Origin of the sequence: Nostoc sp. (assembly GCF_036917675.1) — a bacterium.
In the GTDB taxonomy this organism is placed as follows: Bacteria; Cyanobacteriota; Cyanobacteriia; order Cyanobacteriales; family Nostocaceae; genus Nostoc.
On sequence record NZ_JBALCT010000030.1, the window covers coordinates 69,738 to 81,703 of the forward strand.

Genomic DNA, 11,966 nt, shown 5'->3' on the forward strand with positions numbered 1-11,966 from the left:
GTTCTGAAGTAGCGGTAATTCATGAATTACCCCTACGACAAATCAGGTTTTTGAGACAATTTTCCCTAAGTCGTATCTAAATCGGCACTGTAGCTACCACTTGAGGTTTCGAGCAAGGAATGAAAATTAGTCAAAAATTAATTTCGGGTATTCTAGGAATGGTTACTCTCTCAGGAATGATTGGTGCGATTAATGCTCATCAGCAATTGAAGATAGCTAAGTATCTTGCTCTACAAGAGGCTGAAGAAGTTGCTGGACTACTGGGATATTTCGTAAGTCATGAGTTTCAATACCACGAAACGCGATCGCGAGATGAGATACTAGCCGATTTGCAAAATCATGTTCAAGCACTACACAAGCAACGTCAGCGTGATCTAGAGATTGTAGACCGCAATAAAATCATCCTGGCAGATGTAGTTGCCGAAGACATCGGTACGCGATTAGATCACGATCGCAACAATGAAGTTGGTAAAACTATTCACGATGGCATACCAAGAACTTATGTTGAGACTAGTTCTGAGTACCCAAAGGGGATTCAATTAATTGCTGTTGCTTTTAAGACTAGCAACGGTGAAATAATTGGCGCAGTAATTCTGGAATATACACCGCTTTACGAAGCCGCGCTAGCAATAGCCCATAAAAATATTGTTGTCACGTCGGTTATCAGTTTGGGATGTGGCATATTTGCCTTAGCAGCAGGTTATCTGCTCTCGGTAAGCATCTCAAAACCGATTAAACAACTCCAGCAAGCTGTGGTATATCTGACTGAAGGTAAGCTGGATACCAGAGTTAATATTCGCTCCCAGGATGAGATTGGCGAGTTAGCTATCTCGTTCAACAAAATGGCGGACGATCTGCAACATTCCAGAGATGAGTTGGTCAAGGCCAACGAACAATTACGAGACGAGATTGTTGAGCGCCAACAGGCAGAAACAGAACTTCACCAAACTCTAAAAGACCTGCAAAAAACCCAAGTCCAATTAATTCAAGCTGAAAAAATGTCGAGTCTGGGTCAACTAGTGGCGGGAGTTGCCCATGAAATCAACAATCCAGTTAATTTCATCTACGGCAATCTTCAATACACTGATGATTACATTCAACAGCTGCTGCTGTTAATTAAGCTTTATCAAAATTATTATCCCTACCCAGTGCCAGAAATTCAAAATGCTAACGAAGAAGCGGATATTGAGTACCTAATAGAAGATTTGCCTAAGATGTTAACCTCAATGAAAATGGGGGCTAAACGCATCCGTGAAATTGTTCTCAGTCTACGAATTTTTTCTCGTTTGGATGAAGCTGAGTTTAAAACGGTTGATATACATGAAGGAATCGACAGTACTCTGTTAATTTTGCAACACCGAATCAAGGCACAAAATAATCGCCCTGAAATTAAAGTGGTCAAAGAATATGGTGAAATGCCTAAAATCCAGTGTTTTGCAGGGCAAATGAATCAGGTATTTATGAACCTCTTGGCAAATGCAATCGATTCTTTAGAAGAGGGTTTCCAAAAAGAACTTTGTCCAAATCCCTTGATTCGCATTTCTTCTGGACAGGTAAATGAAAATGTCGTCATTCGGATTGCTGATAATGGAGCAGGAATTCCAGAAGAAATCCAGTCGCGTCTATTTGACCCTTTTTTCACTACTAAACAAGTTGGTAAGGGGACTGGTATGGGATTATCGATCAGCTACCAGATAATTACTGAAAAGCATGGTGGCTCTTTGCAATGCATTTCATCATTAGGACAGGGTGCAGAGTTTGTAATTGTAATGCCGATGCGAGCAGTGAAATCAGCACAATTATCAATAGATATCTCCAGAAATTAAATATGCGTTATCCAAAACCCTTGTAGAGAGACGTAGCGGTGCTATGTCTCTACATTCTTTTTCACCAGATGTTTAATCTGCGTAGGCGTAGCCCGTCGTAGACATCGCACTTCTAGGGGAAATTGCGCCCGAATTGTTCGGTTCTACCACTATCACCAGTACAGAAATAGCTATAACCTTTTAGGTAGTAGTGAAATGTCTAGCCTAGACGCTGTTAGTCGCTCTTGAATTAAGGGGGTGAAAACCTGTGTATAAATGGATATTGCCAAGCCTGAGCGAAATCTTGGCCCAAAATCAATCAAGTGTCGCTGAATGTTCCCCTGCTAAAGCAGAGCGGCAGTGGCGTGTCAGCCTAGCAGCGACAGAACATTTGCTATTAAATACTTTAGCAGATCCTTCAGTTGACACAACCCAAGGATTAGTTTTAGCTGCACCAGCACCCTTATTTAGTCAGCCAAAACTGACTCAAAGCTTACAAACAGTAACTTTTACGGCAAAACCATTTAATCCCTTGGCGCTGATGCCATTTCAGATGCCAGATCCGATGCCTGGGTTGGGCTACGCTAACGCATCTGTAAATGAAGAAATCGCTCCCCATGAATCGATACTTCCCTTATTACCTGCCGATCCGCTAGGGGCAGAGCAGTTCTGCTTAGTTTTCACAGATAAATTTAGATTAGTGCTGGTTTTAGCAACCCACAAAAACGGTAAAAAAACCTTTTCATTTTCTTTTGAGCCAGAGGTAGTGCAGCAAGCTTGGCGATCGCTAGGAGCAAGGGTAATGCTGGCTAATCCAGAATTTTTCGCCCGCCTAGACGCATTAGTAGAACAGTATTCTCCGGTAGCACCAGATTACCGCATCATAATTGAGTTTAGCCAGCTGTTGCTTCAGGAATTAACAGAAGCAGAAGAGACTAGGGACAAGGAGGACAAGGGGGACAAGGAGAATAACCCATACCCAATTCCCAATGCCCAATCCCCAATGCCCAATGCCCAATCCCCAAATCCCGATGTAGAATTGCTCCAAGCTTTCGCTCACGAAGTCCGCACACCTTTAACAACTATTCGCACCATGACTCGTCTGCTTTTGAAGCGGCGAGACTTAGATGCTGGCGTGATCAATCGCTTAAAAATTATCGATCACGAGTGTACCGAGCAAATTGACCGGATGGAGTTGCTGTTTAAGGCAGCAGAATTGGAAACTACTGCTTCAACAAAATCCTCAAAAACTCAACTCACACCGATGTCTTTAGATCAAGTGTTGCAGCAGAGCATTCCCCGTTGGGAACAAGCAGCGCATCGGCGGAACTTAACTTTAAATGTTGTTTTACCCCAGCAATTACCAACAGTGGTGAGTAATCCGACGATGCTGGATCAGGTACTCACTGGTTTGATAGAGAATTTCACTCGCAGCTTACCTGCTGGCAGCCATATTCAAGTTCAAGTTATTCCGGCTGGAGATCAACTAAAGTTACAATTATCGCCCCAATTCGGATGCAAAGATTCCAATAAAGCCGCCACACCTGCAACGCCACCAATTCGGAAAGCTCTAGGTCAACTGCTGATGTTCCAACCAGAGACGGGTACGATTAGTTTGAATATCGCTGCAACTAAGCATTTGTTTCAAGCGATCGGTGGAAAACTGATTGTGCGCCAGCGTCCACATTATGGGGAAGTTTTGACGATTTTCCTACCTTTAGAAGTTAGCAAGCAGAAGCCGGCAGTTAGGAATTAGGAGTACAGACGCGATTAATCGCGTCTGTACAGGAGTTAGGAATTATATGATCTGCGGGCAATTAAGCATAATATTTGGAACCCCACCCTGCCAAAGCTATGCTTTAGCTCCCCTCCCCGCACGCGGGGAGAGGTTGGGGGTGGGGTTCTTTATTATGGGTAATTTGGCGGACATAATATTACAGCTATTTTCAGGTAAATAGACAACGCAGTAGGGGCACAGCAATGCTCATTGGTGTCAACTTAAGCTAAAAGCCTTTTCAAATCTCGTTAAGAGCCTCTTGCTGGAAATGCAGAGCAATTGCGGCTTTGCCGCCAGCAAGAGAGGCGGAACCTCTAGAACGGCATTCCTAGTCTCCGAGTGGGAATGAGACAGTCTCTAAAAGCTAGTTATAGACTGGCTTTCACGTTAATTTTACACGTATGAGCAATGCTGTGCCCTGACGACAGATGTAGTTCAAATATTAGTCTAAACTCCAGTCATAAGTGATCACTCATTTTGTGTAGCGATCGCTTTGGGGATATCGCCAACACTTCTCAGTTGCACTGTAAATGTGGAACCTTCATATAATTTACTTTTTACAGAAATAGATCCGCCAGAGCGCAGCAGCAATTGCTGTACAATTGTTAACCCCAACCCAGCACCACCATAATCTTCAGTTGCGGCTGTACGCACACGATAAAACCGATCAAAGATTTTGGGAATCTCATTTTCGGCAATACCGATACCTGTATCGCGGAATTCTAATTGGACATAATCGCCTTGAATACGGGCACGCACCCATACTTGACCACCAATCGGAGTAAACTTAATGCTGTTGTGCAGTATATTTATCAGAATTTGCCTCAAACCACCGCTCACGCACCAAACAGATGGGAGTTCAGTGGGTACGGTATAGGTTAAGATAATCTCTTTTTCTTGGGCTACTGTTTGATAGGTACTGACTACTCCAGGTACAATATCTGAGAGACGCACCGACTCCAAAGCCCTCCCCTCCAAATTCCGTTCTAGCTGCACCAGTTCCAACAAACCAGTAATCAGGGAATTTTGCTGATCGCACTGGGTATTTAACATCTGTAAATAACGTTGTCGTTGGGGAGGTTTAAGATTAGGGGAATTCAACAATGAAAGTGCTGTCTTCATGTGCGTCAAGGGTGTACGTAATTCCTGACAGACATTTTTCAGGTATTCATCTTTGAGTTGCTCTTTGTTGTGCAGTTCTTGATTTTGCTGCTCCAACTTGGTGGTGCGTACTGTGATGATTTGACGATTAATTTCATCTTGTCGCAGAAGTTGTTTTGCCAACAGTTGATTCATCAGTGCGGCTTGGGGCGCACTTGGACAAATAAAACTAGCAGGTAAAATTGGGGATGATTCTGGTGTAATCGCTTTTTGGATACCATTTAATACTTGCTGAATTACTCTCCCCTCAACAGTAGTTATAATCAGCAACGGCTGGTTTTTATTAGTATTTACCTTCGCCGATGTCTGATTTTTGCGTTTTTTAAGTGGTCGATGAGCCAAAATTAAACTGCAAAACTGGGGCGATAATACCATCAGAAAGTTTTCACGTCGCAGTTGGCTATCTGCTGGGAGGTAAACAGAGACATGATGAGAGGATGAGGCGGTATTTTCTTTACCTGTTCTCTCATCTCCCCCTTTCTGTCTCTCCTCAATCTGGCAAGTATAAATGAGACTAGACGCACCTACTGAGGATTTATAACGCGCTAATTCTGATTGCCAAATTTTATCCGGTGGTAGCTTCACCCACAAAGTTGCTGCAATTTGCTGCTCAATTAGTAAGTCAATTTGCGCTCTCACCAGTGATAGCAGAGTAGCAGGACTGAGGGACAATGGTTTAGGAGGCACTTGCACTCCCATAACCAGTTGATAAACAGATAGTTCCTTAGCCAGAGATACATTCATGAGTCAAGCACAACAAGGATGAAGCAAGAAATAATTCTGTCTTCGATTTTCACCTTTATATGTGCATTTTTTACAAAATCTCCACGCAAAGAAATATGAACAATCAATTATGGGCAATTTTAATTGTGTGAAATACACATTTTAGGGTAGCACATCTGTGCTACCTTTGGAATTAAACTTGAATGTTCAGTCTTTGGTGTAAAGCGTCGCGTGCATGTTCTCGGTCGTCAAAATGGATTTTTTCAGTACCGAGAATTTGATAGTCTTCATGACCTTTACCAGCAAGCAAGACTCCATCACCGGGTTGTGCTTGTAAAATAGCGGTACGAATTGCGATCGCGCGATCGCAAATTACAGTTGGCTGCACTGTGTCAGCAATTCCCGCCAAAATATCTTTCAAAATCCGTTCTGGGTCTTCAGTGCGGGGATTATCCGATGTCACCACCGCCACATCAGCTAATTCGGCGGCAATTTTACCCATTATTGGGCGCTTAGTGCGATCGCGATCGCCTCCACACCCAAATACACAAATCACCTTTCCAGGTATAAACGGGCGTGCCGCTTTCAGTAAATTTTCTAAACTATCGGGTGTGTGGGCATAATCCACAATCACGCTAATATCTTGCTCAGGACTAATTTGTACCCATTCCATCCGTCCGGGAACTCCGGGAAACTCAGGTATCACAGATACGACTAACTGCAAATCTAGCCCTAAGTGTAAAACTGCTCCTACGGCTGCGAGAAGATTTTCTAGATTATATTGTCCAACTAGAGGCGATCGAAAAGCCACGTCACCTTTTGGTGTATGTAATGTCCCACTAACACCATTGGGCTGGTAACTTAAATCACTCATCCATAAATCAGCGCTGTTGTCGTTGACGCTATAACTCCAAACCCGTTGGGAATCTAACGAGGCAATTAACCGCTTGCCGTAGGAATCATCAGCATTAATTATTGCCCGTCCCTTGAGATAATCCGGGCTAAATAACAACGCTTTGGCGGCAAAATAATCTTCCATGTCGCTGTGATAGTCGAGATGATCTTGAGTAAGATTACTGAACACCGCCACCTCAAATTGACAACCCAACACTCTACCTTGTGCCAAAGCGTGAGAACTTACTTCCATCACCCCGAACTCACTACCAGCATTTACAGCCTCTCTTAGCTGTTGTTGTAGTTCCACCGCAAAGGGCGTAGTGTGGGTAGCAGTTTGCTCAAAACCTGGCCAACGAGTGTAGAGAGTTCCCATCAAAGCTGTAGCTAGATTCGCTTTAATCAACAGAAATTCAATTAGATGAGTAGTTGTAGTTTTGCCATTTGTACCAGTCACACCTACCAGCTTGAGTTTTCGTCCCGGATAACCGTAAAAAGCACTGGCTATCTGGGCGCAAGCTTGAGTTATGTTACTTGCACTGATTACTACAGCCTGATTTGTGGGAGGATTTTTCTGTGCAGCTTCGGGAGAGACGATCGCAGCTACGGCACCCGATGCGATCGCACTTTGCCAAAATTCTCCACCATCAACCCGCGTTCCTGGCATCCCAATAAACAAATCTCCCACACCACAAGCATGGGAATTCGTCTTCAAACCCCTAACTTCCACATCCTCAAAAATCGGATGACTAGGCAATTGCTCAACACTATCCACCGCCGTTAGTAATTCCCGCAATTTCATCTTGTGAACCTCGCCACATTCTTAATCTTGCGCTTATTCTGCATTATTTTTTTCTAATTGACCAAATACTTCCGCAACATTTGCTCCAACTGCTGCACACTAGCACGAGGAGAAGGACGCGGCAATAGTTTTTCCTCTGTGTCCTCTGCGCCTCTGCGGTTCGATAAATAAAGCACTGGCACTTCATACTCATACGCAGCAAACCAATCTTCACGAGTCGTAATATCCCTAACTTCTAACTCGAAACTGAGATTTTGGATTTGTTCTAGTTTTTCTTGCAAGCCTTCACATAAATGACAGCCGGGTTTACTGTATAAGATTAATCGCATTTGTTAATTAATTACCATGAACACTATTCTACACATCACCAAAAGCGAACAATGGACTCAAAGACATTGGTCAGGGCATTATCCTTAAATATAATTACCGTTGCGAGAGGGTAATTGCGCTCTTTCTGCTCAAGCTTGTGCAATTACGGTATGGTTATCAAAACCGAATCTTTACGATTGGCGCTCAACTAGCATAGCTGTCATTAGGGCAAATCGATTATTTATTTAGGTAGTAAATTTAGCGTGCAAAAATCTCCAGATGAAATCAGGTCTAACTTAGTAAGATTAATTCAAGATTCTCAAGATACTTATCCAAATTTGGCATCAAGGCTAAGGGAAATGAGTAGATGGATTGCTGATAAAAAATCGGGACAACTGGTATCTAAAAAACACGTAATGCTTCTTTTGGAAGAGTTGATAGAAGATGCAACATTTTGGTTAGAACTACAATTAATACCTAAAGAGGACAAGGAGGCTGAACTGTCCTCACTGACACCAATAGAGATGTATTGGTACGAATATTTATTTCCCCTTTGGATTAATGAGAGAGATCCAAAAAAAGAAACCTGGAAAAAAGAATTAATGGCTGGTAAATTCCAAGGGAACGATACTTCTTTAGTTGAGAAGATATGCCAAGTAATAGAATTTCTTGGAGGTGATACATTTCATTCTTATATTGCGGATCTATCAATGGCAACAGATTTATTCGCTTCTGGACTAACCAATTTACCTCTTTCTGTTCAAATAACTACTATTCAAGGTATACTTTCTCAACCAAAGCAGGAAAAATGGTTAGATACTTTACAATATTGGGCAATTGATCGGGGTTTGTTTGTAAGTTACAACCCAACACTCCATCAAATTGAGTCAAGAATTGGACAAGAAGCATTTCAGTGTAGTGACGAAATCCCGAAAAACTGTTATTCTAAAATTAATATAGACAGATAAGCAGTTAAAGCGATGATGTCCTATCAAGTTGAAATTCCCAAAGAACAGAAAGTTACTAGAGCAAGAGTTGCTCTTGAGAGCGCCAGAGAGTTAAGACGCTCTAAAAGGCTTATGGGAGTTGATGCCATATACCAATTTGTTAAGGACGTTGATGGAGAGTGGCTAGAAAATTGGACGGATATATCGGATGCTGAGATAAACGCAGAAAGGGTCAAAATAAGTTCTATCAAAATAGAACTCCTTGTTTTTGAGTTTAGGCTGTATGTCGCAATGTTATACGCTTTTTGTGTTTTGGTGCTAAACCAAATGGATTCGGTAAATTTTGCAAAAGCAAAGAACAGGGACTCAATTACATCGCTATGTTAGTCCAACAGACAATTTTTAAATCAAATAAATAATAAGAGACAAAAAGCTTTAAGGTATCTTAAAGCTTTTTGTTTTATACAAGTTTTTCTGAAATGTTTAAGCTAAAAGGTGAAAGAAAATACAACAACATCTAGGCTCAGTAATTCAAGAACAGTTACTTTTACTATGAGTGAGTTACGGTTGCCATACAAGAACTTCATATAATATCACTAAAGTTCCTGATGCCAAAGGGCTAACGTCTAAGAGATGATGAATTTTTTTGGTGAGTTATGAAGAGTTTGTTACTGGGTTTAGTATTTGTTATCTCTGCGGCGTTACCTGCTAAAGCTGAAAATTGGGTTTATGTTGATGCTACTGAAAGCGATACAAAATTTTCTATTGATACTGAATCTATTACAGAAATCAACGGAGGATATGCTTTTAAAGAGTTGATAGTTAGTGAAAGAGAGAATAAGTATTTAGTTGGCTATAGTGAAATATTATGCAAGGAAAGAGCTAATAGATCAACTGGTTATGAATCCTATACTGCCAATGGTCAATTCATCCAAGAACGTCATTTTCCTCAAAGCCCATTCAATAAAATTATTATAAACACTGTTAGAGCTACTTTATGGGAAAAGCTTTGTAATTAGGAAAGGCAGGGGCTAATCAGCTAGCCCCTATTACCAGGGTAACATTTCCTGAACTAAGCTATTCTGATTCTCGCCTTCCTTGCGACAGGATAAACCTTGAAATTAATTTAGGAAAAACGTTTCTCCTAAACCTAAATCAAACATTAGATACAGTGCATCGCTTTATAAGGTTTAGTTTCAGAAGTTTGCTTTTATTTTTCAGTGGGTATTAGGCATTGAGCAAGAGAATAAATTATTGAGGAGGATAGCCATAAATATCACCTAAATAACAGTTCGGTTGCCCGCCTCCAGGGTTACTATAAGATGAACGATCTCCGCATATCCTATGATCTTCAGCAATATCATAAGGACATTCGCAACGATTAGAATACTCTTTTCCTCGTATAGCATAGTAAGGACTGTAATTTATTGGTACTTTAGTTTTGCCACAACTTCTTAATAAATTTTGACCAAACAACATAACAATAAAAACTAATACTGAAATTTTCCAATCAGTACCATCATTTTTCATAGTACTTAGGTAATTTAGTTATTGGTTACAAAGGATATCTCAAACCATATAAATCATACTTTTTACTGAATTTTCTAAAATAGCAATAATTAAAAACTTTATTATTAGTCATCTGCTTGCTTAAGTGCATTAGAGAATATACTGAATGCAAAGGGGACGGAGGAGGAGAGATGAGAAGAGAAGGGTTTAATGTAGGTGAGTATGCTGATCAAATGGCGTTGTTGTTGGATTTGCAGCTAAGAGATGAGTATCGGGATGGTGTGGTGGCAAATTTTGAGAGAATTAGTGCGATCGCTAATCTTGTAAATGAGTTTCCCCTAGCGGAGGATATTGAAGTTGCACCAGTTTTTGAACCATGAATGATGCTGTATCAATAGCTGCTGCTGTGCGTGAGGGCAAAGTTAGCGCGGTGGAAGTTACTCAGGCCGCGATCGCCCGAATCGCCGCGTGGGATAATCAACTCAACTGTTTTACGGCTGTGACTGCTGAGACTGCTTTAACAGATGCAGCACGCATTGACTCAGAAATTGCCCAAGGTAATTATCCTGGAAGGCTTGCGGGTGTGCCTTTTGCGGTGAAAAATCTCTTCGATATCGCTGGTTTAACGACTCTGGCGGGGTCGAAAATTAATGCCGAAAACCCAGCTGCTAGCCTTGATGCAACAGCAGTAGCAAAGCTGAAACAAGCGGGTGCTGTGCTGGTTGGCGCTTTGAATATGGATGAGTACGCCTATGGGTTTGTGACGGAAAACTCCCATTACGGTGCTACTCACAACCCCCATGATTTACAGCGAGTTGCTGGTGGTTCATCGGGTGGTTCGGCGGCGGCTGTTGCTGCTGGGTTAGTACCCCTGACCCTGGGTTCTGATACTAATGGTTCAATTCGCGTTCCGGCGGCATTGTGTGGTGTTTTTGGTTTGAAGCCGACTTATGGACGCTTATCTCGTGCTGGGGTAGCTTTATTTTCTAGCAGTTTTGACCACATTGGATCTTTTGCGCGTTCGGTGCAGGATATCGCCACGGTGTTTGATGCGCTTCAGGGAGAAGACGATCGCGATCCAATTTGTACAAAGCGTCCGCCTGAATTGGTTTTATCACAACTCAAACAAGATATCTGTGATATTAGAATTGCGATCGCAGCTGATTACTTTCTTAAAGGCGCAGAACCGGAAGCTATAGCAGCAGTGCAAAAAGTAGCTGATGCTTTGAATGTCACTGAATACGTAACAATACCAGAAGCACACCGCGCCCGTGCAGCAGCCTTTGTAATTACAGCTAGCGAGGGCGCAAATCTGCATTTGGATAAATTGCGTAGATGTCCCCAAGATTTTGATTCAGCGACACGCGATCGCTTTTTGGCTGGGGCGTTAATTCCAAGTAACTGGTATCTCCAAGCGCAACGCTTTAGAAAATGGTACCGCGATCGCATTCGAGAAATCTTTCAAAATGTGGATATAATTCTTGCCCCAACAACACCAATTTCTGCACCGCTAATTGGTCAACAAACGATGATTTTGGATGGCGAAGAAATTCTTGTCCGTCCTCATTTAGGGCTATTTACTCAACCATTATCTTTTATAGGTTTACCCGTTTTATCAGTACCAATTCAGCGTACAAATGCCTTACCTTTAGGCGTACAATTGATCGCAGCACCATATAATGAAGCATTAATTTTACAAGTTGCGGCTACATTAGAGGCAAAAGGTATAGTTTCAGCACCAGTGATTTTCAACCCTCTCAACGAAAGCTAATCCTTTAAAAAACTGGCATTCCTGCGATCGAAAACTTCACCCCGTCCTATCTTTAATCCCTCTCCTTACCATAGCGTTTCCTAATCATATAAGTTACATCATAGCCCCCTCCTCGCTTGCGGGGAGGGGGTTGGGGGTGGGGTTCTTGTACTTCACTCAACTGATAACCGCTATAAGAGGATGAATGAACAAGTATTATTGCTAACATCAAAAGCTCAGAAACCTAACCCCCCTAGCCCCCCTTCCCTACAAGGGAATGCAGGGTGGA

At 42.0% G+C, this 11,966-nt stretch carries 11 protein-coding genes; 7 read left to right on the forward strand and 4 right to left on the reverse strand.

The features are described 5' to 3' along the window. Nucleotides 1-119 precede the first annotated feature (119 nt). A complete protein-coding gene (locus V7K31_RS10410) occupies nucleotides 120-1,826 on the forward strand; it encodes a sensor histidine kinase (RefSeq protein WP_335094207.1) in 1,707 nt (568 codons plus the stop codon). Between the two features lie 247 nt (nucleotides 1,827-2,073). Then, nucleotides 2,074-3,561: a sensor histidine kinase gene (locus tag V7K31_RS10415; RefSeq protein ID WP_335094208.1), complete on the forward strand. Its 1,488-nt coding sequence runs from the start codon at nucleotides 2,074-2,076 to the stop codon at nucleotides 3,559-3,561. 489 nt (nucleotides 3,562-4,050) lie between these two features. Here V7K31_RS10415 and V7K31_RS10420 read toward each other — a convergent pair whose 3' ends face one another. From V7K31_RS10420 to V7K31_RS10430, 3 genes are all read right to left on the reverse strand, one after another. Next, on the reverse strand, nucleotides 4,051-5,487 hold the full coding sequence (locus V7K31_RS10420; RefSeq protein ID WP_335094209.1) for a DICT sensory domain-containing protein: 1,437 nt from the start codon (nucleotides 5,485-5,487) through the stop codon (nucleotides 4,051-4,053). Between the two features lie 172 nt (nucleotides 5,488-5,659). After that, nucleotides 5,660-7,162: a UDP-N-acetylmuramoyl-L-alanyl-D-glutamate--2,6-diaminopimelate ligase gene (locus V7K31_RS10425; protein WP_335094211.1), complete on the reverse strand. Its 1,503-nt coding sequence runs from the start codon at nucleotides 7,160-7,162 to the stop codon at nucleotides 5,660-5,662. A 53-nt stretch (nucleotides 7,163-7,215) separates the two neighbouring features. After that, nucleotides 7,216-7,491, reverse strand: a complete 276-nt coding sequence (locus V7K31_RS10430) for a glutaredoxin family protein (RefSeq protein WP_335094212.1) — start codon at nucleotides 7,489-7,491, stop codon at nucleotides 7,216-7,218. Nucleotides 7,492-7,734: 243 nt separating this feature from the next. Here V7K31_RS10430 and V7K31_RS10435 point away from each other — a divergent pair, with 243 nt between their 5' ends. The 3 genes from V7K31_RS10435 (at nucleotide 7,735) to V7K31_RS10445 (ending at nucleotide 9,437) form a co-directional block, all read left to right on the forward strand. After that, nucleotides 7,735-8,439, forward strand: a complete 705-nt coding sequence (locus tag V7K31_RS10435) for a hypothetical protein (protein WP_335094213.1) — start codon at nucleotides 7,735-7,737, stop codon at nucleotides 8,437-8,439. A 12-nt stretch (nucleotides 8,440-8,451) separates the two neighbouring features. Continuing rightward, nucleotides 8,452-8,805, forward strand: a complete 354-nt coding sequence (locus V7K31_RS10440; RefSeq protein WP_335094214.1) for a hypothetical protein — start codon at nucleotides 8,452-8,454, stop codon at nucleotides 8,803-8,805. 269 nt (nucleotides 8,806-9,074) lie between these two features. Beyond that, nucleotides 9,075-9,437: a surface-adhesin E family protein gene (locus V7K31_RS10445; RefSeq protein ID WP_335094215.1), complete on the forward strand. Its 363-nt coding sequence runs from the start codon at nucleotides 9,075-9,077 to the stop codon at nucleotides 9,435-9,437. Between the two features lie 232 nt (nucleotides 9,438-9,669). Here the strand turns inward: V7K31_RS10445 and V7K31_RS10450 are convergent, their stop codons facing one another. Further along, nucleotides 9,670-9,948, reverse strand: a complete 279-nt coding sequence (locus tag V7K31_RS10450; protein ID WP_335094216.1) for a hypothetical protein — start codon at nucleotides 9,946-9,948, stop codon at nucleotides 9,670-9,672. Nucleotides 9,949-10,118: 170 nt separating this feature from the next. On the opposite strand from V7K31_RS10450, the gene V7K31_RS10455 reads away from it, so the two are divergent. Continuing rightward, nucleotides 10,119-10,307: a DUF4089 domain-containing protein gene (locus V7K31_RS10455; protein WP_335094218.1), complete on the forward strand. Its 189-nt coding sequence runs from the start codon at nucleotides 10,119-10,121 to the stop codon at nucleotides 10,305-10,307. Then, the gene (locus V7K31_RS10460; RefSeq protein WP_335094219.1) at nucleotides 10,304-11,698 is read left to right on the forward strand and encodes an AtzE family amidohydrolase; all 1,395 of its coding nucleotides are present in this window, start codon (nucleotides 10,304-10,306) and stop codon (nucleotides 11,696-11,698) included. The genes V7K31_RS10455 and V7K31_RS10460 overlap by 4 nt, the downstream gene beginning before the upstream one ends. Nucleotides 11,699-11,966 lie beyond the last annotated feature (268 nt).

Excerpts from the sequence above, each read along its gene's own strand:
- V7K31_RS10425 (WP_335094211.1), bottom strand. The coding sequence starts at position 7,162 with ATGAAATTGCGGGAATTACTAACGGCGGTGGATAGTGTTGAGCAATTG.
- V7K31_RS10450 (WP_335094216.1), bottom strand. The coding sequence starts at position 9,948 with ATGAAAAATGATGGTACTGATTGGAAAATTTCAGTATTAGTTTTTATT.
- V7K31_RS10440 (WP_335094214.1), top strand. The coding sequence starts at position 8,452 with ATGATGTCCTATCAAGTTGAAATTCCCAAAGAACAGAAAGTTACTAGA.
- V7K31_RS10445 (WP_335094215.1), top strand. The coding sequence starts at position 9,075 with ATGAAGAGTTTGTTACTGGGTTTAGTATTTGTTATCTCTGCGGCGTTA.
- V7K31_RS10420 (WP_335094209.1), bottom strand. The coding sequence starts at position 5,487 with ATGAATGTATCTCTGGCTAAGGAACTATCTGTTTATCAACTGGTTATG.
- V7K31_RS10410 (WP_335094207.1), top strand. The coding sequence starts at position 120 with ATGAAAATTAGTCAAAAATTAATTTCGGGTATTCTAGGAATGGTTACT.
- V7K31_RS10460 (WP_335094219.1), top strand. The coding sequence starts at position 10,304 with ATGAATGATGCTGTATCAATAGCTGCTGCTGTGCGTGAGGGCAAAGTT.
- V7K31_RS10430 (WP_335094212.1), bottom strand. The coding sequence starts at position 7,491 with ATGCGATTAATCTTATACAGTAAACCCGGCTGTCATTTATGTGAAGGC.
- V7K31_RS10455 (WP_335094218.1), top strand. The coding sequence starts at position 10,119 with ATGAGAAGAGAAGGGTTTAATGTAGGTGAGTATGCTGATCAAATGGCG.